The 22,570-nt window shown below is 72.1% G+C and carries 18 protein-coding genes; 5 read left to right on the top strand and 13 right to left on the bottom strand.

Features of this window, described 5'->3' with window-relative positions; translation table 11 throughout:
- Nucleotides 1-308 precede the first annotated feature (308 nt).
- From ABTX81_RS31275 to ABTX81_RS31235, 9 genes are all read right to left on the bottom strand, one after another.
- Nucleotides 309-1,832, bottom strand: coding sequence for a CoA-acylating methylmalonate-semialdehyde dehydrogenase (locus ABTX81_RS31275; protein ID WP_350552629.1), 1,524 nt, complete (start codon nt 1,830-1,832; stop codon nt 309-311).
- Between the two features lie 224 nt (nt 1,833-2,056).
- Nucleotides 2,057-2,884: a nucleotidyl transferase AbiEii/AbiGii toxin family protein gene (locus ABTX81_RS31270; protein ID WP_350552626.1), complete on the bottom strand. Its 828-nt coding sequence runs from the start codon at nt 2,882-2,884 to the stop codon at nt 2,057-2,059.
- Nucleotides 2,885-2,945: 61 nt separating this feature from the next.
- Nucleotides 2,946-3,377 (bottom strand): hypothetical protein, encoded by a 432-nt coding sequence (locus ABTX81_RS31265; protein ID WP_350552623.1) that lies wholly within the window; start codon nt 3,375-3,377, stop codon nt 2,946-2,948.
- A 174-nt stretch (nt 3,378-3,551) separates the two neighbouring features.
- Nucleotides 3,552-4,946 carry an NAD(P)/FAD-dependent oxidoreductase gene (locus tag ABTX81_RS31260; protein ID WP_350552620.1) on the bottom strand — a complete coding sequence of 465 codons (1,395 nt, stop codon included), beginning with the start codon at nt 4,944-4,946 and terminating at the stop codon, nt 3,552-3,554.
- A gap of 80 nt (nt 4,947-5,026) precedes the next feature.
- Entirely contained in the window at nt 5,027-5,830 is an 804-nt protein-coding gene (locus tag ABTX81_RS31255; protein ID WP_350552617.1) for an ABC transporter permease, read from the bottom strand.
- Nucleotides 5,830-6,759 carry an ABC transporter permease gene (locus ABTX81_RS31250; protein ID WP_350552613.1) on the bottom strand — a complete coding sequence of 310 codons (930 nt, stop codon included), beginning with the start codon at nt 6,757-6,759 and terminating at the stop codon, nt 5,830-5,832. The genes ABTX81_RS31255 and ABTX81_RS31250 overlap by 1 nt, the downstream gene beginning before the upstream one ends.
- Entirely contained in the window at nt 6,756-7,898 is a 1,143-nt protein-coding gene (locus tag ABTX81_RS31245; RefSeq protein WP_350552611.1) for an ABC transporter ATP-binding protein, read from the bottom strand. The genes ABTX81_RS31250 and ABTX81_RS31245 overlap by 4 nt, the downstream gene beginning before the upstream one ends.
- Nucleotides 7,899-7,938: 40 nt before the next feature.
- The gene (locus ABTX81_RS31240) at nt 7,939-9,195 is read right to left on the bottom strand and encodes a polyamine ABC transporter substrate-binding protein (protein WP_350552608.1); all 1,257 of its coding nucleotides are present in this window, start codon (nt 9,193-9,195) and stop codon (nt 7,939-7,941) included.
- A gap of 51 nt (nt 9,196-9,246) precedes the next feature.
- Nucleotides 9,247-10,758: a gamma-aminobutyraldehyde dehydrogenase gene (locus tag ABTX81_RS31235; RefSeq protein WP_350552605.1), complete on the bottom strand. Its 1,512-nt coding sequence runs from the start codon at nt 10,756-10,758 to the stop codon at nt 9,247-9,249.
- A 356-nt stretch (nt 10,759-11,114) separates the two neighbouring features.
- On the opposite strand from ABTX81_RS31235, the gene ABTX81_RS31230 reads away from it, so the two are divergent.
- The gene (locus ABTX81_RS31230; protein ID WP_350552602.1) at nt 11,115-12,764 is read left to right on the top strand and encodes a PucR family transcriptional regulator; all 1,650 of its coding nucleotides are present in this window, start codon (nt 11,115-11,117) and stop codon (nt 12,762-12,764) included.
- Nucleotides 12,765-12,801: 37 nt separating this feature from the next.
- On the opposite strand, the gene ABTX81_RS31225 is transcribed toward ABTX81_RS31230, so the two are convergent.
- The 3 genes from ABTX81_RS31225 to ABTX81_RS31215 form a co-directional block, all read right to left on the bottom strand.
- Nucleotides 12,802-14,004: a polyamine ABC transporter substrate-binding protein gene (locus ABTX81_RS31225; protein WP_350552600.1), complete on the bottom strand. Its 1,203-nt coding sequence runs from the start codon at nt 14,002-14,004 to the stop codon at nt 12,802-12,804.
- A gap of 71 nt (nt 14,005-14,075) precedes the next feature.
- On the bottom strand, nt 14,076-15,434 hold the full coding sequence (locus tag ABTX81_RS31220; protein WP_350552597.1) for an aspartate aminotransferase family protein: 1,359 nt from the start codon (nt 15,432-15,434) through the stop codon (nt 14,076-14,078).
- 226 nt (nt 15,435-15,660) lie between these two features.
- Entirely contained in the window at nt 15,661-17,154 is a 1,494-nt protein-coding gene (locus ABTX81_RS31215; protein ID WP_350552594.1) for a gamma-aminobutyraldehyde dehydrogenase, read from the bottom strand.
- A 253-nt stretch (nt 17,155-17,407) separates the two neighbouring features.
- On the opposite strand from ABTX81_RS31215, the gene ABTX81_RS31210 reads away from it, so the two are divergent.
- The 4 genes from ABTX81_RS31210 to ABTX81_RS31195 all read left to right on the top strand — a co-directional run bounded on the left by ABTX81_RS31210 (nt 17,408) and on the right by ABTX81_RS31195 (nt 21,435).
- On the top strand, nt 17,408-17,881 hold the full coding sequence (locus ABTX81_RS31210; protein WP_030243538.1) for an Lrp/AsnC family transcriptional regulator: 474 nt from the start codon (nt 17,408-17,410) through the stop codon (nt 17,879-17,881).
- Nucleotides 17,878-19,272 (top strand): aspartate aminotransferase family protein, encoded by a 1,395-nt coding sequence (locus ABTX81_RS31205; RefSeq protein WP_350552590.1) that lies wholly within the window; start codon nt 17,878-17,880, stop codon nt 19,270-19,272. The genes ABTX81_RS31210 and ABTX81_RS31205 overlap by 4 nt, the downstream gene beginning before the upstream one ends.
- 246 nt (nt 19,273-19,518) lie before the next feature.
- Nucleotides 19,519-20,274, top strand: coding sequence for an ABC transporter ATP-binding protein (locus tag ABTX81_RS31200; RefSeq protein WP_350552588.1), 756 nt, complete (start codon nt 19,519-19,521; stop codon nt 20,272-20,274).
- Between the two features lie 9 nt (nt 20,275-20,283).
- On the top strand, nt 20,284-21,435 hold the full coding sequence (locus tag ABTX81_RS31195; protein WP_350552585.1) for a hypothetical protein: 1,152 nt from the start codon (nt 20,284-20,286) through the stop codon (nt 21,433-21,435).
- Between the two features lie 9 nt (nt 21,436-21,444).
- On the opposite strand, the gene rlmN is transcribed toward ABTX81_RS31195, so the two are convergent.
- Nucleotides 21,445-22,545: a dual-specificity RNA methyltransferase RlmN gene (gene rlmN, locus ABTX81_RS31190; RefSeq protein ID WP_350552582.1), complete on the bottom strand. Its 1,101-nt coding sequence runs from the start codon at nt 22,543-22,545 to the stop codon at nt 21,445-21,447.
- Nucleotides 22,546-22,570: the final 25 nt, after the last annotated feature.

The following is a 22,570-nucleotide window of genomic DNA, read 5'->3' as shown; positions in this document are numbered from 1 at the left end:
CGCTGGTGTCTTCTGCGGCTTGACGCCCCGTCCGACGTTTCAAACTCTAGCCGATCCCCGCTCCGAAAAGCGAATCCGGCCGCAATCCCCGAAAATGCACACGCCAAATAAACCCCATGCGGGAAGCGTAGGTATTTCCAGAGGATTGGCCGCCCCGGGACCGTCCGCGCCGATGCGTGTCCGGTGCTCCCTGTCGAGCGACTAGGGAACACTACGCCGGTTCCCGGCCGAAGGCAAACGCCGGGCAAACTCCCGGACACGTCACAGGCCGGCCCGCGGGTGCGCGGGCCGGCCTGTGACGTTCGGACTCAGCTGTTGGTCGGGAAGCCGAGGTTGATGCCGCCGTGCGACGGGTCCAGCCAGCGCTGGGTGACCGCCTTGCCGCGGGTGAAGAACTGCACGCCGTCCTGGCCGTAGGCGTGGGCGTCGCCGAACAGCGAGGCCTTCCAGCCGCCGAAGGAGTAGTAGGCGACCGGGACCGGGATCGGCACGTTGATGCCGACCATGCCGACCTCGACCTCGTACTGGAAGCGCCGGGCCGCGCCGCCGTCGTTGGTGAAGATGGCGGTGCCGTTGCCGTACGGGTTGGCGTTGATGAGGGCGAGGCCCTCCTCGTAGGAGGCGACCCGCACCACGGAGAGGACCGGGCCGAAGATCTCGTCGGTGTAGACGGACATGCCGGGCTTCACGTGGTCGAACAGCGTGGGGCCGAGCCAGAAGCCGTCCGCGGTCGGCGCGCCGTTGCGGTCCTCGGCGGTGACCGGGTGCTTGCGGCCGTCGACGGCCAGCTCGGCGCCGTCGGCGAGGCCGGACTCCACATAGGAGGTGACCTTGTCCCGGTGCTGGCCGGTGACCAGCGGGCCCATCTCGGACTCGCCGTTGCAGCCGGGGCCGACGGTGAGGGTGGCCACCCGCTGCTTGATCTTCTCGACCAGCTCGTCGCCGATCGGGTCGACAGCGACCAGGACGGAGACGGCCATGCAGCGCTCGCCGGCAGCACCGAAGCCGGCGTTGACGGCGGCGTCGGCGCTCAGGTCGAGGTCGGCGTCGGGCAGGACCAGCATGTGGTTCTTGGCGCCGCCGAGGGCCTGCACGCGCTTGCCGTAGCGGGTGCCGGTCTCGTAGACGTAGCGGGCGATCGGGGTGGAGCCGACGAAGCTGACCGACTTGATGTCGGGGTGCTCCAGCAGGCGGTCCACCGCGACCTTGTCGCCGTGCACGACGTTGAAGACGCCGTCGGGCAGACCGGCCTCCTTCCACAGCTCGGCGAGGAAGTTGGCGGCGGACGGGTCCTTCTCGGACGGCTTGACCACGACGGTGTTGCCGGCCGCGATGGCGATCGGGAAGAACCACATCGGCACCATGGCCGGGAAGTTGAACGGCGAGATGATCGCGACCGGGCCGAGCGGCTGGCGGATCGAGTAGACGTCGATGCCGGTCGAGGCCTGCTCGGTGAAGCCGCCCTTGAGCAGCTGCGGGATGCCGCAGGCGTACTCGACGACCTCCAGGCCGCGGGCGATCTCGCCGAGCGCGTCCGAGTGCACCTTGCCGTGCTCGGAGACGATGATCGACGCCAGCTCGTCCTTGCGGGCGTTGAGCAGCTCGCGGAAGGAGAAGAGCACCGTGGCGCGCTTGGCGACCGAGGCGGTGCGCCACTCCGCGAAGGCCGAGGCGGCGGTGGCGACCGCCTGGTCGACCTCCGCGACCTCGGCGAAGTCGACCTGGCCCGTCACCTGGCCGGTGGCCGGGTCGAAGATGTCACCGCGGCGGGGCGCGGCGCCGGCGGTGGCGACCGGCCGGCCGCCGATCCAGTGGGTGATGTGCTTGCTCAAGGTCCGTCTGCCTCCGAAGTCGGGGCGGCCTGACGCCACCGGTCCCTGCTGTGGCGCCACCCGCACGGGACGGGCGGCGGGGTCACGGGGCTACCGCGCTCACCCGTCCAGTCTGCTGGCCGGTGGGGCCGGTCTCAACGAACAGGCTGACGGGGATCGGCGATTCAGCCTTACAGGTCGTCGGCCGGGTCCGCACTCCGGGTGACCCCGGAGGCGTACGGCGATCACCCGTCCTCCTGGTTCTCCCGGTCCTGAAGGTCCTGAAGGCCCTGAAGATCCTGAAGGGCCTCCTGGTCCTCCTGAGCCTCGAGATAGGGGTCGTGCAGGCCGTCGGGCGCCTCCTGGGTCTCCAGCAGGTCCAGCCGGAGGTCCTGGGCCCAGGCCAGTGCCCAGCGCTTCAGCGCGTCGACCTCCTCGGCGGGCAGCCCGCGGGCCCGGAACCGCCCGTCGGCGGCCTCTGCCAGCGTCTCCAGCCGCTCGGCGAGCGCGGTGGGCTGGAACTCGGCGTCCAGCCCGGTGGCCAGGGCGAGCAGCTCGCCCTCGCGGTAGCAGGTGGTGAGCGCGTGCGCGTCGATCAGGTCGCGGGGCAGGGCGCGGTCGACCAGCAGCGTGGTGGTGAGGGCGGCGGCGTCCTCCAGGGCGACGACGGTCACCGCCAGCGGGGTGCCGTCCGGCCCGTCGACGTCGATCCGGACCGGGCGGTGGCCCAGCGGTTCCTTGCGCACTTCGACGGTGTGCGCCCGTCCGCCGAGGACGAGCCGGACCGAGAGCTGCTCCAGCCGGGGTGTGCCGGGGCGCTCCTCGACACCGCCGCCCGCCGCGCGGTAGGCGGCGGCCAGGTCAGCGGCGGCCTGCGGCAGGTCGGTGGTACCGGCGGCCACCAGGGTCAGGCCGTCCTGGTCGCAGGCCGGGACGCCGTGGGCGCGCAGCGCGTGCCCACCGGCGAGGGCGAGCCCGTGCCGGTCGCACACGGGCCGGGCCAGTTCGGCGAGGCGCAGCTGGGCCGGGCCCGGGTGGAGGGACGGGCCGACGGCGTCCGGGGCGGTGGTCACCCCTCCAGTCTGGCGCGCCCTCGGCGGCGGCGCGCCCGGCGGAACGGCGCCGGCCGGCCGGTCACCAGTCGCCGAGCGCGGCGGCGGCCTCGTGCAGGGCGAGTTCCAGGAGGACCGGGTTGTTGAGCCGTCCGCTGCCGTCCGGCGGGACGAGCCAGCGCACGCCGCGGCTGCGGCCGTCGGGGTGGGGGACGACGACCCAGGTGCCCTCCCCGGCGCAGCGCACGCCGGTGCCGACCCAGCGGGCGGCGGTGCCGACGGGCACCAGGAAGCCGATGCGCTCGTCGCCGAAGTCGGCGAGGACCGGCCCGCAGGCGTCGACGCCGAAGAGGTCGACGGCCGGGCGGCCGAGCCGGCCGGGGACGGTGAGGACGTCCCAGTGCCGCCCGGCCGGGAGCAGCACCAGGCCGAGGCCGGTGCTCTCCCACTGCTCCCGGAAGGCCGCCGGGTCGGGTGCGGCCTGGGCCAGCCAGTCCAGTCCGGTGATCTCCATGTGTGGTCCCCGCTCTGCGCGTCGGTGCGTTCGGTGGCGGCGGGACGTGCCGAGACCCGCCGCCACCAACGAGAGGCGGACGGCGGGTCTCTCTTACACGGGTCTCCGGCACGGTTCGCGCCTGCACGGTTCGCGCCTGCACGGTTCACGCCCGCACGGCCCGCGGCGGGGCGGTCAGCTGTCGAAGCCGAGCCCCATCCGGTCGAGGGTGCGCAGCCAGAGGTTGCGCCGTCCGCCGGTGCGGTCGGCGTGCTCCAGCGAGCGGGTGGTGATCCCGATGCCGGCCCAGCGGACCGGCTCGGGCGGGAACGGCAGCGGCTTGCGGCGGACCATCTCCAGTTCGGTGCGCTCGGTGCGCTCCCCGGCGAGCAGGTCGAGCATGACCTCGGCACCGAACCGGGTGGCGCCGACGCCGAGCCCGGTGAAGCCGGCGGCGTAGGCGACCCGGCCCCGGTGGGCGGTGTCGAAGAAGGCGGAGAACCTGCTGCAGGTGTCGATGGCGCCGCCCCAGGCGTTGGTGAAGCGGACGCCCTCCAGCTGGGGGAAGCACTGGAAGAAGTTCCGCGCCAGGGTGCGGAAGGTCTCCGGCCGCTGGTCGTACTCGTGCCGGACGTGCCCGCCGAAGCGGTAGACGGCGTCGTAGCCGCCCCAGAGGATCCGGTTGTCGGCGGAGAGCCGGAAGTAGTGGAACTTGTTGGCGCTGTCGCTGAGCCCCTGGCGGCCGTGCCAGCCGATGGCCGCGAGCTGCTCGGCGGTGAGCGGCTCGGTCATCAGCGCGTAGTCGTACACCGGGACGATGTACGGGCGGACCCGCTTGAGCAGGGAGGGGAAGGCGTTGGTGCCGAGCGCGACCTTGTGGGCGAGGACCCGTCCGTAGGGGGTGCGCACGGTCATCCCGGCGCCGTGCTCGCGCAGGGCGTTCGCCGGGGTGTGCTCGTAGATCCGCACGCCCTGGCGCAGGCAGGCCTCCTTGAGGCCCCAGGCCAGCTTGGCGGGGTGGATCATGGCCACGCCGTCCTTGTCCCAGACCCCGCCGAGGAAGGTCGGCGAGTCGACCTGGGCGCGCAGTTCGTCGCGGTCGAGCACGGTGATGTCGAGGCCGTAGCGGCTGACGGCCTCGGCCATCTCGTGCAGTTCGTCGAGCTGGTGCGGCTGGGTGGCGATGTCGATCTCGCCGGTGCGCTCCCATTCGGCGTCGATGCCGTGGCGCTCGAGGGTGGCCTCGATGCCGTCCAGGTTGGCGACGCCGAGGCGCTCCAGCTGACCGAGTTCGGCGGGCCAGCGCTGCAGGCCGTTGCCGAAGCCGTGGGTCAGGCTGGCCGCGCAGAATCCGCCGTTGCGCCCGGACGCGGCCCAGCCCACCTCCTGGCCCTCGACCAGGACGACGTCCAGCGAGGGGTCGCGCTCCTTGGCGATGAGGGCGGTCCAGAGGCCGGAGTAGCCGCCGCCGACGACCAGCAGGTCGCAGGTGGTGTCGCCGACCAGGGCGGGCAGTGCCGCCGGCCGGCCCGGGTCCTCCAGCCAGAAGGGGGTGGGCCTGGCGTCACTGAGCGCGCGGGCGGAGTCCATGCATTATCAGCCACTTTCTACACATTGGTGATGATGGTCGGCCGCCTCCCGACGGTACGCCGGGTGGGCGGCGGCGTGGGTCAGGCGGTGGCCTTGCGGCGGTTGCCGAGCCACTGGCCGCCCATGGTGAGCGCGACGGCGGCGATGAACATCGCGGTGCCGATGACGTTCACCTGGACGGGGATGCCGCGCTGCGAGGCGCCCCAGACGAACATCGGGAAGGTGACCGTGGTCGGGCCCGAGTTGAACTGGGTGATGATGAAGTCGTCGAAGGAGAGCGCGAAGCTGAGCAGCGCGCCGGCCGCGATGCCGGGGGCGGCGAGCGGCAGGGTGACCCGCAGGAAGGTCTGGGTGGGGGTGGCGTAGAGGTCCTGCGCGGCCTGTTCGAGCCTCGGGTCCATGCTCATCACGCGGGCCTTGACCGCCGTCACCACGAAGCTGAGGCAGAACATGATGTGCGCGATGAGGATGGTGGTGAAGCCGAACGGGATGCGCATGTTGAGGAAGAGGGTGCCCAGCGAGGCGGCCATCACGACCTCGGGCATCGCCATCGGCAGGAAGATCATCGCGCTGGTGGCGGCCTTGCCGCGGAAGCGGTAGCGGGCCAGCGCGAAGGCGACCATGGTGCCGAGCACGGTGGCGCCGATGGTGGCGGCGACCGCGATCTGCAGGCTGAGCGAGAGCGACTGGCACATGTCGGCCACGCCGCAGGGGTCGGTCCAGGCGTCGGTGGAGAACTCGTTCCACTCGTAGTTGAACTTGCCGACCGGCTTGTTGAACGAGAAGGCGAGCACGACCAGGTTGGGGAGAACCAGGTAGGCGAGGGCCAGCAGGCCGGCCAGCACCACCAGGTTGCGGCGGATCCAGGCGATCACTCGGGACATCAGACCAGTTCCTCCGTCCCGGCCTTGCGCATGTAGACCGTCACGATGCCCAGGATCAGGGCCATCAGGATGAAGCTCAACGCGGCGGCGGTGGGGTAGTCGAGCACGTTCAGGAACTGCTTCTGGATGCCGTTGCCGACCATCTGCTCGCTCGGCGAGCCCAGCAGCTGGGCGTTGATGTAGTCGCCGGAGGCGGGGATGAAGGTGAGCAGCGTGCCGGCGACCACGCCGGGCAGCGAGATCGGGAAGGTCACCTTGCGGAAGGTGGTGAACGGGCGGGCGTAGAGGTCGCCGGCCGCCTCGTGCAGGCGCGGGTCGATCCGCTCCAGCGAGGTGTACAGCGGCAGGATCATGAACGGCAGGAAGTTGTAGGTGAGGCCGCAGACCACGGCGAGCGGGGTGGCGAGCACCCGGTCCCCCTCGGTGAGGCCGAGGGCGGCGGTGACGTCGAGGACGTGCAGGGCGTCGAGCGCGCCGACCACCGGGCCGCCGTCCGAGAGGATGGTCTTCCAGGCGAGGGTGCGGATCAGGAAGCTGGTGAAGAACGGCGCGATGACCAGGATCAGCAGCACGTTGCGCCAGCGCCGGCTCACCTTGAAGGCGATGGTGTAGGCGAGCGGGTAGCCGATGGCGAGGCAGAGCACGGTGGCGGTGGCGGCGTAGCCGAACGACCGGAAGAAGTGCCACTTGTACTCGACCAGGGCGTCCCAGTAGGTGGCGACGTGCCAGGTGACGCGGAAGCCGTCCTCCAGCGAGCCGGTCTGCAGCGAGGTGGAGGCCTGGTAGACCATCGGCACCGCGAAGAAGACGACCAGCCAGGCGATGCCGGGCAGCAGCAGCCAGTACGGGGTGAGCCGGCGCCGGGACTTGGGGGCGGGCTCGGGCAGGGGGACGACCTGGGGTGGCGCCGCCGGGGTGGTGGTGGTCATGCGGCGGCCTCCCCGGTGCCCGCGTCGATCGCCTGGGCGGCGTCCAGGGCGAAGGAGTGGGCCGGGTTCCAGTGCAGGACGACGGGGGCGCCGGGCACGATCCGGGCGTCGCGCTCCATGTTCTGCTCGAAGACGGTGACCTCCTGGCCGCCGTCGGTGCGGACCAGGTACTGGGTGGAGACGCCGATGAAGCTGGAGTCGACGACGGTGCCGGCGAGCCGGTTGCGGCCGTCGGCGACCTCGGCGGAGCCGTGCTCGATGGTGATCTTCTCCGGCCGCACGCCCAGGTGGACCCGGGTGGCGCCGGTGGCGCAGCGGGCCCTGGGGACGGTGAGCCGGGCGCCGGCCGCGCTGAGCAGCAGCTCCTCGCCGGCGCCGCCGGTGACCTCGGCGGCCAGCAGGTTGGACTGGCCGAGGAAGTTGGCCACGAAGGTGGTGGCGGGGTTCTCGTAGAGCTCGGCGGGGGCGCCGAGCTGTTCGACCCGGCCGCCGTTCATCACCGCGATGGTGTCGGCCATGGTCATGGCCTCCTCCTGGTCGTGGGTGACGTGCACGAAGGTGATGCCGACCTCGGTCTGGATCCGCTTGAGCTCCAGCTGCATCTGGCGGCGGAGCTTGAGGTCGAGGGCGCCGAGCGGCTCGTCGAGGAGCAGCACCTGGGGGTGGTTGATCAGCGCGCGGGCGACGGCGACGCGCTGCTGCTGGCCGCCGGAGAGCTGGTGCGGCTTGCGGCGGGCGTACTGGCCGAGTTCGACCAGCTCGAGCATCTCGTCGACCTGCTTCTTGACGTCCTTCCTGCCGCGGCGGCGCAGGCCGAAGGCGACGTTCTCGAAGATGTCGAGGTGCGGGAAGAGCGCGTAGCTCTGGAAGACGGTGTTCACCGGCCGCTTGTACGGGGGGAGCTTGGTGACGTCCTGGCCGCCGATCAGGACGGTGCCGGTGCTGGGCTCCTCCAGGCCGGCGATCATCCGCAGGGTGGTGGTCTTGCCGCAGCCGGAGGCGCCCAGCAGGGCGAAGAAGGATCCCTGGGGGACGGTCAGGTCCAGCGGGTGGACGGCGGTGAAGGAGCCGTAGGTCTTGCCGATGCCGGTGAGGCGGACGTCGCCGCCGGCGGCCGCGGAGCTCTGCTGCTCTGTCATGGGTGGTGTCTCTCTGGTTTTCTCTGCCGTCAATGGGGGGTCAGGCGCCGATGAGCTTGGAGAACTTCTCCTCGAAGTCGCTCTCCTCGGCCTCGGTGAGGGTCCGGAAGACGTGCGCCTTGGCCGCCATCTCGGGGGTGGGGACGACCAGCGGGTTGGCCGCGCTGTCGGGGGCGATGGAGGCCAGTTCCTCCGGCATGCCGGCGACGGCGGAGACGAAGCCGATCCCTGCGGTCAGCTGCGCCGCGATCTTCGGCTGATAGTAGAAGTCAATCAGCTTCTCGGCGTTCGTCTTGTGCTGGGCCTTGGCCGGGACCAGCAGGTTGTCGGTGCTGCTCACGAAACCCTTCTCGGGAATGGCGAACTCGATGTCGGGGTTGTCGGCGCGCAGCTGGATCAGGTCGCCGCCCCAGGCGACGCAGGCGGCGATGTCGCCGGAGGAGAGCTCCTGGCCGTAGTCGTTGCCGGTGAAGCGGCGGATCTGCTTGTTGTCGACGGCCTTCTGCAGCCGGGCGACGGCGGCCCCGTAGTCGTCGGCGGTGAACTTCGCCGGGTCCTTGCCCATGTCCAGCAGGGTGATGCCGATGCTGTCGCGCATCTCGGAGAGGAAGGTCACCCGGCCCTTGAGGTCGGGGTCCTCCAGCAACTGGGCGACGCTGGTGACCGCCTTCCCCTTGGTGGCCTTCTTGTTGTAGGCGACGACCACCTGGATGCCCGCCCACGGGTAGCTGTACAGCCGGCCCGGGTCCCAGTCCGGGGCGCGGAAGCGGGAGTCGATGGTGGTGATGGCGGTGGTGACGTTGGCCGGGTCGAGCCTCTGCGCCCAGCCGAGGCGGATCATCCGGGCGGCCATCCAGTCGGTGAGCACCATCAGGTCGCGGCCGGTGTCCTGACCGGCCGCGAGCTGCGGCTTGACCTTGCCGAAGAACTCGACGTTGTCGTTGACGTCCTCGGTGTACCTGACCTTGATCCCGGTGGCGGCCGTGAAGGCCTCCAGGGTGCCGTGCTTCTCCTTGTCGTTCTCGTCGGTGTCGATGTAGAGCGGCCAGTTGGAGAAGTTCACCTCCCGCTCGCTCTCCGAGAGGTCCTTGGCGGCGTTCGCGGTGGAGTCACCGGTCCCGTTGACGGTCCTGGCCGGCGGGATGCCGCAGGCGGCCAGTGAGCCCGCGCCGGCGGTGAGGGCGGCGGCGCGCAGCACGGTGCGCCGGCTGAGTGCGGCCCGGCCACTGGTCAGACTGCGTTCCCAGGCCTTGCGGACCGGTTCCGACAGTCCGTCGGTGAGCTCGTTGAACGCCATGGGACGGGCCTCCTGGGGGGCGAAGGGGGTGTGGGGGACCACCCGGTCCGGTTATCTGTCTCCGAAGACGGTGCGGTGCCAGTCCTTGCGGGCGACCGCCGTGGTGTCGAACATGACGTGCTTGACCTGGGTGTACTCGTCCAGCGAGTACTGCGACATGTCCTTGCCGTAGCCGGAGGACTTGTAGCCGCCGTGCGGCATCTCGCTGATGATCGGGATGTGGTCGTTGACCCAGACGCAGCCCGCCGCGATCTCGCGGGTGGCGCGCAGCGAGCGGTGCACATTGCCGGTCCAGGCCGAGGCGGCCAGGCCGTAGGGGGTGTCGTTGGCCAGCCGCAGGCCCTCGTCGTCGCTGTCGAAGGGCAGCACGACCAGGACCGGGCCGAAGATCTCGCCCTGGACGGCCTCGCTGTCCTGGGCGGCGCCGGTGATCAGGGTGGGGCGGTAGTAGGCGCCGCGGGTGAGGTCGGTGCCGTCGTGGCCCTTCTCGGGGGCGGCGCCGCCGGTGACCACGGTCGCGTAGCCGCGGGCGCGCTCGACGAAGCCGGCCACCCGGTCGCGGTGGGTGAAGGAGACCAGCGGGCCGAGGTCGGTCCGCGGGTCGAGCGGGTCGCCCAGCCGGATCGCGCCGTACAGCTCGGCCACGCCGGCCACGAAGGCGTCGTAGAGCGGCCGCTGGACGTAGGCGCGGGTGGCGGCGGTGCAGTCCTGGCCGCCGTTGATCAGCGAGGCGGCGACCGCGCCGTGCACGGCGGCGTCCAGGTCGGCGTCGTCGAAGACCACGAACGGGGCCTTGCCGCCGAGCTCCAGGTGGGTGCGCTTGACGGTCGCGGTGGCGAGCTCGGCGACCCGCTTGCCGACCGCGGTGGAGCCGGTGAAGGAGACCATCGCGACGTCCGGGTGCGAGACCAGGTGCTCCCCCGCGACCCGGCCCGCGCCGGTGACGACGTTGACCACGCCGTCCGGGATGCCGGCCAGGGTGCAGGCCCGGGCGAACATCAGCGAGGTCAGCGGGGTCAGCTCGGCCGGCTTGAGGACGATGGTGTTGCCGGCCGCGATCGCCGGCAGGACCTTCCAGGCGGCCATCTGCAGCGGGTAGTTCCAGGGCGAGATGGAGCCGACCACGCCGATCGCCTCGCGCCGCACGTAGGAGGTGTGGTCGCCCGAGTACTCGCCGGCGGCCTTGCCCTCCAGGTTGCGGGCGGCGCCGGCGAAGAAGGCGGCGTTGTCGATGGTGCCGGGGACGTCGAACTCGGTGGAGAGCTTGATCGGCTTGCCGGTCTGCGCGGTCTCGACCCGGGCGAGGTCGGCGGCCGCGTCGGTGAGCACGGCGGCCAGCCGGGTCAGCGCCTCGGAGCGGGCACCGGGGGTGGCGCCGGCCCACTCGGGCAGGGCGGCCCGGGCGGCGGCCACGGCCTCGTCGACCTGCCCGGTGGAGGCCAGGGTGACCTGCTCGACGACGCTGCCGTCGGCCGGGTTGACGACCTGGAAGGGTTCGCCGCTCCCCCGGCTCCACCGGCCCGCGATGTACTGCGCGCCCGCGCCGAAGTCGGTCAGGTCCATGTCTTCCTCCAAATCCGGGTGGTTCATGTGCCGCACGGAAGGCCGTCCCGGCCCCGCCGTGCCGCACGCGCCGGCGGGCCGAGGCCCCGCACCGGCGCCGTCCGACCGGTTTCGGGTCGAGCGCGGGGGCGCGGGGCTCGGGGGCGGTGCGGGACGTCCACCGGTTGATCACCGGTGAGGTCCGGGTCTCGCCACTGCCGACCCGCTGACCATGCCCGGTGCCGCCGTGGCGTGACAAGGGTCACTGCGACAACCTCGGCGTGAAGCGCCTTACAGGGTGCAAGGCTTCGGGCAGGGCAACAGGTCGTCGCCGCGATGGATGATTTCCCTGACACTCTGAACCCTGGAGGCCCGCGATGCTCCCCACCGTCGCCCATGTGCTCGACCTGGAGGTGATGCGCCGCGGCCTGCCCCAGGTGGTGGCCGGCGCCGCTCACCTGGAACGCCCGGTCCGCTGGGTGCACGTCAGCGAGCTGCCCGATGTCGCGGGCATGCTGCAGGGCGGCGAGCTGGTGCTGAGCACCGGCATCGCCCTGCCCGAGGACCGCGAGGGCCTGGCCCGGTACGTGCGCGAGCTCGCCGACATCGGCGCGGCCGGGCTGGTCATCGAGTTCGGCCGGCGCTACTTCGACACCCTGCCGCGCGCCCTGGTGCACGCCGCCGAGCAGCGCGGCCTGCCGCTGATCGCGCTCCGCCGCGAGCTGCGCTTCGTCGCCGTCACCGAGGCGGTGCACGCCCTGGTCGTCAATGCCCAGCTGGAGCAGCTGCGCACCTCCGAGGCGATCCACCAGGTCTTCAACGAGCTGGTCGTGGAGGGCGCCGAACCGGCCGAGGTGGTCCGCCAGGTGGCCCGCCTCGCGGGCGCCCCGGTCGTCCTGGAGAACCTCGCCCACCAGGTGCTCACCCACGACCCCGCCGGACGGCCCGAGGCCGAGCTGCTGGAGGACTGGGAGCGCCGCTCCCGCGGGGTCCGCCCGCCCGGGCGCACCGGCCACGACCCGCGCAGCGGCTGGCTGGTCACCACGGTCGGCGCCCGCGGCCAGGACTGGGGCCGGCTGGTGCTGGTGCAGGAGCCGGGGCCGCTGCCGGAGGGCGGCCCGCACCCGTTCACCATGCTGCTGGAGCGCGGCGCCTCCGCGCTGGCGCTCAACCGGCTGGTGGTCCGCGACCGGGAGAGCCTGGAGCGGCAGACCCACCGCACCCTGCTCTCCGGCATCCTCACCCACGCGCTGACCGTCTCCGAGGTGGCGCTGCGCGCCCAGGCGCTCGGCGTCCCGCTGGAGGGACGGCGGCTGGTCGGCGCGGTGCTGCGCCAGCGGCGCGGCCCGATCCCCGCCGCGCTGGAGGCGCAGGCCCGGCTGCGCGACTTCACCGAACTGGCGGCGAGCGCCGTCCGCGCCTGCCGGCTCTCCGCGCTGGTCGGCGCGCTGGACGACGAGGGTGTCGGGGTGCTGATCACGCTCGGCCCCCAGCAGGACGAGCACGCCGCGCTGGACGCCTTCGCCGCGGCGCTGCGCCGGCTGGCCGCCGAGGCGGCCCGGGATCCCGCCGCGCCCGCGCCGGTGGTCGCGGTCGGCTCCTCGGTCGGCTCGGTGCGCGATGCCCGGCGCACCCTGCTGGAGGCCACCCAGGTCGCCGACGCCGCGCTGCACGACGGGCCCGGCGGCCGGGCGGCGTCGTACTACCGGCTGCCCGACGTACGGTTGCGCGGCCTGCTGCACCTGCTGCGCGACGACGCCCGGCTGCAGACCTACGTCGAGCGGGAACTGGGCCCGCTGCTCGCCTTCGACGCCGAGCACAACGGCCAGCTGGTGCAGATGCTGCGGATCTACCTGGAGCAGGGCCGGAACAAGTCCGCGGCGGCGGACGCCGCGCACCTGTCCCGGCCGTCCTTCTACGACCGGCTGCACAAGGTCGAGCGGATCCTCGGGGTCGACCTCGACCAGGTCGAGTCCTGCCTCTCGCTGCACGTCGCCCTGCTCGCGCTGGACGCCGTGCGCCGCTAGCCGTCGGCCGGGAGTCGGCACTCGGCAGTAGGAGCGCCTAGACCCCGGTGATGCGGGTCCACACCTTGTGCAGGCCGGGCCGCTCGGCGGAGGTGACGTCGCGCATGGTGCGCAGCCGTCCGCGCATCTCCTCGGTCGGGAAGACCAGCGGGTGCTCCGCCAGCTCCGCCTTCTCCCGGTCCCCGCTGGCCGCCAGCACCTCGCGGGCGGCCGGCACCGGGCAGATGTACTGCACGGCGGTGGCCAGCTCGGCGGCCACCTCGGGCTGGTAGTAGTGGTCGATCAGCAGCTCGGCGTTGCGCTTGTGCTCGGCCCGGTTGGGGATCAGCAGGCTCTCGGCCCAGAGCTCGCCGCCCTCCTCGGGCACCACGAAGGCGATGTCCGGGTTCTCGGCGGTGAGCTGGACGGCGTCGCCGGAGTACGCCTGGCAGGCCAGCGCGGCGCCGGAGGCCAGGTCGCTGGTGTAGTCGTTGCCGGTGAACCGGCGGACGTGCCGGCTGTCGACCATCCGCTGCACCAGGTCCATCGCCCGGTGCGCGTCGTCCTCGGTGAAGGCCGTGATGTCGGCGCCGTGGGAGAGCATCAGCAGGCCGAGCGCCTCGTCCAGCCCGGCGAACAGGGTGACCCGGCCCTTCAGGTCGGGCGCCCAGAGGTCGGAGACGGACTTCAGCTCGCGGCCGAGCTCCTTGCGGTTGTAGGCGATGCCGGTGATCCCGGACTGCCAGGGCACGCTGTGCCGGCGCCCGGGGTCGACCGCCGGGTCGGCCAGCTGGGGGTCCAGCTGCGCGGTGACGTTGGGCAGGTTGGCCCGGTCCACGGTCTGCACCCAGCCGAGCCCGATGTACCGGCCGACCATCCAGTCGCTGACCACCATCAGGTCGCGTCCGGGGTCGGTGCCCTGGGTGAGCACCGGCCCCATCTTGCCGAAGAACTCGTCGTTGTCGTTGATGTCCTCGGTGTAGGTGACCCTGATCCCGGTCCGCTCGGTGAACGCGGCCAGGGTCGGGCGCCCGCCGTCGTCGTCGACGTCGATGTACTGGGTCCAGTTGGAGAAACCCAGCCGCTTCTCGTCCTCCGAGCGGTCGGGGGCGGAGCGGCGGTCCTCCTCCACGTAGGCGGACGGGATGCCGCAGCCGGTCAGGGCGGCGGTCCCGAACAGCCCGGCGGTGGCGCCGAGCACCCGGCGGCGGGTCGGCCGGCGGGCCCCGCTCGGGCGGCGGGTCGTGGTGGTGCTGGGCATGGTGGGGCCTCCGGGGCGTGGCGCGGCCCCGGGCGCACGGGGGGAGCGCCCGGGGCCGTCCTGTCGGTGTGTCAGACGGTGTGCGCGTCGGTCAGCGACAGCACCTCGTCGAGGACGGCGAGGCCGGTCTTCGCCTCCTCCTCGGTGACGGTGCACGGCGGGACGACGTGGAAGCGGTTCATGTTGACGAACGGCCAGAGCCCGCGCTGCTTGCAGGCGGCGGCCAGCTCGGCCATCGGCGCGTTGGCGGCGCCGGCCGCGTTGTACGGCACCAGCGGCTCGCGGGTGGCCCGGTCGCGGACCAGGTCGAGCGCCCAGAAGACGCCGAGCCCGCGCACCTCGCCGACGGACGGGTGGCGCTCGGCCAGCTCGCGCAGGCCGGGGCCGAGCACGGTCTCGCCGATGTGCTTGGCGTTCTCGACGATGCCCTCCTCGGCCATCGTGTTGATGGTCGCCACCGCGGAGGCGCAGGCCAGCGGGTGGCCGGAGTAGGTCAGCCCGCCGGGGAACGACCGCTCCGCGAAGGTGGCGGCGATCTCGGCGTTGATCGCCACGCCGCCGAGCGGCACGTAGCCCGAGTTGACGCCCTTGGCGAAGGTGAGCAGGTCGGGGGTGACGCCCCAGTGGTCGGCGGCGAACCACTCGCCGGTGCGGCCGAAGCCGGCCATCACCTCGTCGAGGATGAAGACGATGCCGTAGCGGTCGCAGATCTCCCGGACGCCGGCCAGGTAGCCGGGCGGCGGGACCAGGATGCCCGCGGTGCCGACCACGGTCTCCAGGATGATCGCCGCGACGGTGCCGGGGCCCTCGAAGGCGAGGACCTGCTCCAGGTGGGCCAGCGCGCGCTCGCACTCCTGCGCCTCGTTCTCGGCGTGGAAGTTGGAGCGGTACGGGTACGGGCCCCAGAAGTGCACGATGCCGGAGACGCCGGTCTCGTTGGCCCAGCGGCGCGGGTCGCCGGTCAGGGCGATCGCGTTGGCGGTGGCGCCGTGGTACGAGCGGTAGGTGGAGAGCACCTTCTGCCGGCCGGTGTGCAGCCGGGCCATCCGGATGGCGTTCTCGTTGGCCTCGGCGCCGCCGTTGGTGAAGAAGATCTTGTCGAGGTCGCCCGGGGTGCGCTCGGCGATCAGCCGGGCGGCCTCGCTGCGCGACTCGACCGCGAAGCCGGGGGCGATGGTGCAGAGCTTCGCCGCCTGCTCCTGGATCGCCGCGACCACCTTCGGGTGCTGGTGCCCGATGTTGGTGTTGACCAGCTGCGACGAGAAGTCGAGGTAGCGGTTGCCGTCGTAGTCCCAGAAGTACGAGCCCTCGGCGCCGGCCACCGCGAGGGGGTCGATCAGCGCCTGGGCGGACCACGAGTGGAAGACGTGCGCGCGGTCGGCGGCCTTGACGGCCTGGCCGGCGGCTGAGTCAGCGGTGGGGATGCTCATGCGGCAAGGCTAGGGACTCGTCGGGCCGAAATGGAGGTCCATCCTGTCAGTCGGTCGTGCCCACCGCCGACAGGGTGCAAAGCACAAGGGCCCGGGTCACCAGGACCCGGGCCCATGGCCCGACTGCACGATCACGCGATCAACAGCTCATCAAATCGCGGTCATCCAGCGCTGACGGTCACGACCCGCTAGATCGCGGTCATCCAGCGCTGACGGTCACGACCCGCTAGATCGCGGTCATGACGTGCTTCACGCGGGTGTAGTCCTCGAAGCCGTAGGACGAGAGGTCCTTGCCGTAGCCGGACTTCTTGAAGCCGCCGTGCGGCATCTCGGCGACCAGCGGGATGTGGGTGTTGATCCAGACGCAGCCGAAGTCCAGGCGGCGCGACATCCGCATGGCGCGGGCGTGGTCCTTGGTCCACACCGAGGAGGCCAGCGCGAACTCCACACCGTTGGCGTAGCCGACGGCCTGGTCCTCGTCGGAGAACCGCTGCACGGTGATGACCGGGCCGAAGACCTCGTTCTGGATGATCTCGTCGTCCTGCTGCAGGCCGGAGACGACGGTCGGGGCGTAGAAGAAGCCCTTGTCGCCGACCCGGTGGCCACCGGCCTCGACCTTGGCGTGCTCCGGCAGGCGCTCGATGAAGCCGGAGACCTGCTTCAGCTGGTTGGCGTTGTTCAGCGGGCCGTACAGCACGTCCTCGTCGTCCACGCCGCCGGTCTTGGTCTCGGCGGCGGCCTTGGCCAGCGCCTCGACGAAGGCGTCGTGGATCGACTCGTGCACCAGCACGCGGGTGGCGGCGGTGCAGTCCTGGCCGGCGTTGAAGAAGCCCGCGACCGAGATGCCCTCGACGGCCTCGGCGATGTCGGCGTCCTCGAAGACCACGACCGGGGCCTTGCCGCCCAGCTCCAGGTGGACGCGCTTGACGTCCTTGGAGGCGGACTCGGCGACCTGGATGCCGGCGCGCACCGAGCCGGTGATGGAGGCCATCGCCGGGGTCTTGTGCTCGACCATCAGGCGGCCGGTCTCGCGGTCGCCGCAGATCACGTTGAAGACGCCGGCCGGCAGCTCCAGCTCCTTGAGCACGCCGCCGATGATCTCGGCCAGCAGCACGGTGGAGGCCGGGGTGGTGTCGGAGGGCTTCAGCACGACGGTGTTGCCGGCGGCGATGGCCGGGGCGAACTTCCAGACCGCCATCATCATCGGGTAGTTCCACGGCGCGACCTGGGCGCAGACGCCGACCGGCTCGCGGCGGACGATCGAGGTCATGCCGTCCATGTACTCACCGGCGGCCTTGCCCTCCAGCAGGCGGGCGGCACCGGCGAAGAACCGGATCTGGTCGACCATCGGGCCGATCTCCTCGGAGAGGGTCAGCGCCCGCGGCTTGCCGGTGTTGCGGCACTCGGCGTCCACCAGCTCGTCGGCCCGGGCCTCGACCGCGTCGGCGACCTTGAGCAGCACCTTCTGCCGGGTGCTCGGGGTGGTGTCGCGCCAGATCGGGAACGCGGCCGCGGCGGCGTCCATGGCGGCGTCCACGTCGGAGGCGCCGGACAGCGGGGACGTCGCGTAGACCTCGCCGGTGGTGGGGTCGACGATGTCGAGCGTGCGGCCGTCGGCCGCATCGACGAACTCACCGTTGATGTAGTTGCGCAGCGTGCGAAGGTCGCTCACGGGTCTCTCCTCGGTCTCGGCCTGCGGCGTTGCAGAATCCGGCGCCATGGTACGTCGGCCGGACCGGCCGACGAAGGGCGCCGAGTGGCCGCGCCGCAAGTGCCGCGGTCCACTGGTTTGGCGGAATGCGCGCGGCGCTGCGGGGCCGCGCGTGTACCGCAGCCAGGGTAGCCCGACAACTGCCGGTATCGACAGGACGACGGCGCGAAGACGATGAAATCCGTATGCGTTTTCCAAGATCACGACGAAATCAGCAGCTACCGCGCTTGCCAACACGAGACCGATCGGGCACAGTGGCGACGTGGCCAACCGCGACCGGAACGCCAGCGTTCCCCTCGACGCCGCCTCCAAGGCGATCATCGAGCAGCTCCAGGAGGACGGGCGCCGCCCGTACGCCGCCATCGGCAAGGCCGTCGGCCTGTCCGAGGCGGCCGTGCGGCAGCGTGTCCAGAAGCTGCTCGACCAGGGCGTGATGCAGATCGTCGCCGTCACGGACCCGCTCACCGTCGGCTTCACCCGCCAGGCGATGGTCGGAATCCGGGTCGAGGGCGACATCGAACCCGTCGCCGACGCGCTGGCCGCCCTCGACGAGGTCGACTACGTCGTCTGCACCGCGGGCTCGTTCGACCTCCTGGCCGAACTGGTCTGCGAGGACGACGAGCACCTGCTCGAACTGATCAACAAGCGCATCCGCGCGCTTCCCGGCGTGCGGAGCACCGAGAGCTTCGTTTACCTGAAGCTCCGGAAACAGACCTACACCTGGGGCACCCGATGACAGCCGACCCGGCGCAGAAGGACCTTTCCAAGACCGCCTACGACCACCTGTGGATGCACTTCACCCGCATGTCGTCGTACGAGAACTCCCCCGTGCCGACGATCGTCAAGGGCGAGGGCACCTACGTCTGGGACGACAAGGGACGCAAGTACCTCGACGGCCTCGCCGGCCTGTTCGTCGTCCAGGCCGGCCACGGCCGTGAGGAGCTCGCCGAGGCCGCCGCCAAGCAGGCCAAGGAGCTCGCCTTCTTCCCGGTGTGGAGCTACGCCCACCCGAAGGCCGTCGAGCTGGCCGAGCGCCTGGCCAACTACGCCCCGGGCGACCTGAACAAGGTCTTCTTCTCCACCGGTGGCGGCGAGGCCGTCGAGACCGCCTGGAAGCTCGCCAAGCAGTACTTCAAGCTGACCGGCAAGCCGACCAAGTACAAGGTCATCTCGCGCGCCGTCGCCTACCACGGCACCCCGCAGGGCGCCCTGTCCATCACCGGCCTGCCGGGCCTGAAGGCCCCGTTCGAGCCGCTGGTGCCGGGCACCCACAAGGCGCCGAACACCAACATCTACCGCGCCCCGGCCTTCCTCCAGGCCCCCGACGGCACGGTCGACCCCGAGGCCTACGGCCGCTGGTGCGCCGACGAGATCGAGGTGGCCATCCTCAACGAGGGTGCCGACACCGTCGCCGCCGTCTTCGTCGAGCCGGTGCAGAACGCCGGTGGCTGCTTCCCGCCGCCGCCCGGGTACTTCCAGCGCCTGCGCGAGATCTGCGACCGTCACGACGTGCTGCTGGTCTCGGACGAGGTCATCTGCGCCTTCGGCCGCCTGGGCACCATGTTCGGCGCCGACAAGTTCGGCTACCAGCCCGACATGATCACCTGCGCCAAGGGCATGACCTCGGGCTACTCCCCGATCGGCGCCACGATCATCTCGGACCGCCTCGCCGAGCCGTTCTACAAGGGCGACAACACCTTCCTGCACGGCTACACCTTCGGTGGCCACCCGGTCTCCTCCGCGGTGGCGCTGGCCAACCTCGACATCTTCGAGCGCGAGGGCCTGAACCAGCACGTGCTCGACAACGAGTCGGCCTTCCTGAACACCCTGGGCAAGCTGCGCGACCTGCCGATCGTCGGCGACGTCCGCGGCAACGGGTACTTCTACGGCATCGAGCTCGTGAAGGACAAGGTCACCAAGGAGTCGTTCAACGACGAAGAGGTCGAGCGCGTCCTCTACGGCTTCCTGTCGAAGGCCCTCTTCGACAACGGCCTGTACTGCCGCGCCGACGACCGTGGCGACCCGGTCATCCAGCTGGCCCCGCCGCTGATCTCCGACCAGTCGACCTTCGACGAGATCGAGCAGATCCTGCGGACCAGCCTGACCGACGCGTGGGCGAAGCTCTGATCCCAGGACTTTCTTCCCCACCCTCCGTCACAGGGCGGTCCCGCTTCGGCGGGGCCGCCCTGCGGCGTTCCCCGATCCGTTCCCCGATCCGTTCATCGATCCGTTCATCGGACCGCACTTTGAATCAAACACGCCTGATTGCGGGTGATTTGCCCCGGATGGAGCAGTGTGCCGCGCCCGCGCCCAGGCCCGATCGTTCTAATCTGACGACTGTCATATCCCTGCGGCCCCCCAGGACGGAACCTCATGGCAGCGGCCCCTCCTGACAACGACGTGCTGTGGGCCCGGGGGATCGTCAAGTCCCATCACGGCACCCCCGCGCTGCGCGGCGTCTCGATCGGGGTCCGGGAGGGCGAGGTCCTCGCCGTCACCGGCCCGCGCGGCTCCGGCAAGAGCACCCTGCTCGGCTGCCTCTCCGCGCTGCTCCCGGTCGACGAGGGCGAGGTCTGGTTCAACAGCGCCCCCGTGCACACCCTCGGCCGGGCCGGCCGGGAACGGCTGCGCCGCGACCGCTTCGGCTTCGTCGGCTCCGAGCCGCACCTGGTGCCCGAACTGACCGCCCGGGAGAACGTCGCGCTGCCGCTGCTGCTGGCCGGCGCCGGCGGCAAGGCCGCCCGCACCGCCGCCGACGAGTGGCTGGAGCGGCTGGACGTCGGCGAACTCGCCAAGGTCCGGCCCGACCGGCTGGTGCAGAGCCAGCGCCAGCGGATCGCCGTCGCCCGGGCCCTCGCCCCGCTCCCCCCGGTCGTCTTCGCCGACGACCCCACCGCGCCGCTGCACCGCGAGACCGCCGAGCAGGTCCTGCGGATACTGACCAGCGCGGCCCGCTCCCACCAGCTCACCCTCGTGCTGGCCACCCACGACCCCGAGCTCGTCCGGTACGCGGACCGCGCCGTCGCCCTCGCCGACGGACGCCTGAGCGGCCCCGTCGCGCCCGTGCCGCGCGTCACCGCCGCCGCGGGCCCGAGCGGGGTCACCGCCGTCCCGGCCGCCGGCCGCTGAGGGGGCCAGGTGTTCTACCTCCGTCTGGCCCGGGGCTACCGGGCCCTCGACCTCGGCCGCTGGCTGCTGACCGCCCTGGCCGGCGCCATCGTCGCCGCCTTCCTGCTGCGCGCCCTCGGCCGGGCGATGAGCGACCCGGCAGCCGGTTCCGACGCGGTCGTCCGGCTGCTCTGGTGCCTGCCCCCGCTGGCAGCGGTCGCCTGGTTCGCCGCCGTCGCCGCCCGCGCCCTGCCCGGACGGCGGGCCGCACGGATCACCGGCCTCACCACCGCCGGCGCCGGGGCCGGCCGGATCCGCGCCCTGATCGCCGGCGAGGTCGCGCTCGCCTGCGGCACCGGCGCCGGCCTCACCCTGCTGCTCTTCCTGGTCCTGCGCAACGACATCGCCGGACCCGCGCTCGCCGACGAGCTCGGCATGGGCGTGGCCCTCCCGGCCGCCGCGCCGGTCGCCCTGCTCGCGCTGGTCCCGCTCACCGCCGGCCTCGCCGCGGCCGGCGCCGTCCCGCACGCCGAGACCCTCCCCGGCCGCCCCCGGCCCGAGCCGACCGGCTTCGGCCCGTGGCGGCTCGCCCTGCCGATCGGCCTCGCCGTCAGCGGCCTCGCCCTGGAACTGATCGCGCTGCGCCCCGGCGCCGCCGCCGACGGCCGCCCGATCCACCTGCCGGCCGGTCTCGGCACCACCAGCACCGCCGCCCTCGGCGGCTGGGTCGCCTGCGCACTCGGCCTCGCCCTGCTCACCGGCCCGCTGCTCGGCTGGGCCGGCCGGCTGCTGGCGCTCGGCCGGCCGACCCCGCTGCGGCTGCTCGCCGGGCGCGGCCTGACCGCGCAGGCCCGCCGGCTCGGGGCACCGCTGGCCGTGCTCACCCTGGCGCTCGCGATGGTGCTCACCACCGTCCGCTACTGGATCGGCGAGCCCGGCAGCGCCGATGTGCTGCCCGCGATCGAGGCCGGCCTGGTGCTCGGCTGCGCGGCCGGCGCGGTGGCCGTCCGGCTGGCCGAGCTGCGCACCGCCCGCCGGGGCGTCGCCGAGGCGCTGTTGCGGCTCGGCGCGGCGCCCCGGCTGCTGTTCGGCGCCGTCGTGCTGCGGACCCTGATGGCCGGCACCGTGCTGCTGGTCACCGGCGGGGCGACCGCCGCGCTGGCCGCCGCCGGACTGCGCTGACCCGGACGGTCAGCCGGCCGCCGCGAGCTGGCCGCAGGCGCCGTCGATCTCCTGGCCGCGGGTGTCGCGGACCGTGGTCGGCACGCCGTGCGCCTGCAGCCGCCGGACGAACTCGCGCTCGTCCTCGGGCCGGGAGGCCGTCCACTTGGAGCCCGGGGTGGGGTTCAGCGGGATCAGGTTGACGTGCACCCGCTGGTTCTTGATCAGCCGGCCGAGCAGGTCCGCCCGCCACGCCTGGTCGTTGATGTCCTTGATCAGCGCGTACTCGATGGAGATCCGGCGGCCGGACTTCTCGGCGTAGTTCCACGCCGCGTCCAGCACCTCGGCGACCTTCCAGCGGGTGTTGACCGGCACCAGCTCGTCGCGCAGCTCGTCGTCCGGCGCGTGCAGCGACAGCGCCAGACGGCAGCTGAGGCCCTCGTCCGCGAACCGGTTCATCGCCGGGACCAGGCCGACGGTGGAGACGGTGATGCCGCGCTGGGACAGGCCGAAGCCGTCCGGCGCCGGGTCGGTCAGCCGGCGGATCGAGGCCAGCACCCGGTTGTAGTTGGCCAGCGGCTCGCCCATGCCCATGAAGACCACGTTGGAGAGCCGGGCCTCGCCACCCGGGATCTCGCCGGCCTTGAGCGCGCGCATCCCGGCGGCGATCTGCTCGACGATCTCACCGGTGGACAGGTTGCGGGTCAGGCCCGCCTGGCCGGTGGCGCAGAACGGGCAGTTCATGCCGCAGCCGGCCTGCGAGCTGATGCACATGGTGACCCGGTCCGGGTAGCGCATCAGCACCGACTCGACGAGCGTGCCGTCGAACAGCTTCCAGAGCGTCTTGCGGGTGGTGTCGTCGTCGCAGGACACGTGCCGCACCACCGACATCAGCTCGGGCAGCAGGCTCCCGGTGAGCTTCTCCCGGCTGGCGGCGGGGATGTCCGTCCAGCTCGCCGGGTCGTCGGACATCCGGCCGAAGTAGTGGTTGGAGAGCTGCTTCGCGCGGAACGGCTGCTCGCCCAGCTCGGCGACGGCCTCCTTGCGCTCGGCGGGGCTCAGGTCGGCGAGGTGTCGCGGGGGCTTGGCGCCGCGCGGCGCGACAAAGGTGAGTTCTCCGGGCTTAGGCATGGTTGTTCCAGTGTCGCAGACGCGC

The organism is Kitasatospora sp. NPDC097605 (assembly GCF_040302725.1).
In the GTDB taxonomy this organism is placed as follows: Bacteria; Actinomycetota; Actinomycetes; order Streptomycetales; family Streptomycetaceae; genus Kitasatospora.
This window is presented reverse-complemented; position numbering and strand designations above follow the sequence as displayed.

Coding starts and splice junctions, on each gene's coding strand:
- ABTX81_RS31265 (WP_350552623.1), bottom strand. CDS start 3,377: ATGGAGATCACCGGACTGGACTGGCTGGCCCAGGCCGCACCCGACCCG.
- ABTX81_RS31260 (WP_350552620.1), bottom strand. CDS start 4,946: ATGGACTCCGCCCGCGCGCTCAGTGACGCCAGGCCCACCCCCTTCTGG.
- ABTX81_RS31255 (WP_350552617.1), bottom strand. CDS start 5,830: ATGTCCCGAGTGATCGCCTGGATCCGCCGCAACCTGGTGGTGCTGGCC.
- ABTX81_RS31250 (WP_350552613.1), bottom strand. CDS start 6,759: ATGACCACCACCACCCCGGCGGCGCCACCCCAGGTCGTCCCCCTGCCC.
- ABTX81_RS31245 (WP_350552611.1), bottom strand. CDS start 7,898: ATGACAGAGCAGCAGAGCTCCGCGGCCGCCGGCGGCGACGTCCGCCTC.
- ABTX81_RS31240 (WP_350552608.1), bottom strand. CDS start 9,195: ATGGCGTTCAACGAGCTCACCGACGGACTGTCGGAACCGGTCCGCAAG.
- ABTX81_RS31235 (WP_350552605.1), bottom strand. CDS start 10,758: ATGGACCTGACCGACTTCGGCGCGGGCGCGCAGTACATCGCGGGCCGG.
- ABTX81_RS31230 (WP_350552602.1), top strand. CDS start 11,115: ATGCTCCCCACCGTCGCCCATGTGCTCGACCTGGAGGTGATGCGCCGC.
- ABTX81_RS31225 (WP_350552600.1), bottom strand. CDS start 14,004: ATGCCCAGCACCACCACGACCCGCCGCCCGAGCGGGGCCCGCCGGCCG.
- ABTX81_RS31220 (WP_350552597.1), bottom strand. CDS start 15,434: ATGAGCATCCCCACCGCTGACTCAGCCGCCGGCCAGGCCGTCAAGGCC.
- ABTX81_RS31215 (WP_350552594.1), bottom strand. CDS start 17,154: ATGGCGCCGGATTCTGCAACGCCGCAGGCCGAGACCGAGGAGAGACCC.
- ABTX81_RS31205 (WP_350552590.1), top strand. CDS start 17,878: ATGACAGCCGACCCGGCGCAGAAGGACCTTTCCAAGACCGCCTACGAC.
- ABTX81_RS31200 (WP_350552588.1), top strand. CDS start 19,519: ATGGCAGCGGCCCCTCCTGACAACGACGTGCTGTGGGCCCGGGGGATC.
- rlmN (WP_350552582.1), bottom strand. CDS start 22,545: ATGCCTAAGCCCGGAGAACTCACCTTTGTCGCGCCGCGCGGCGCCAAG.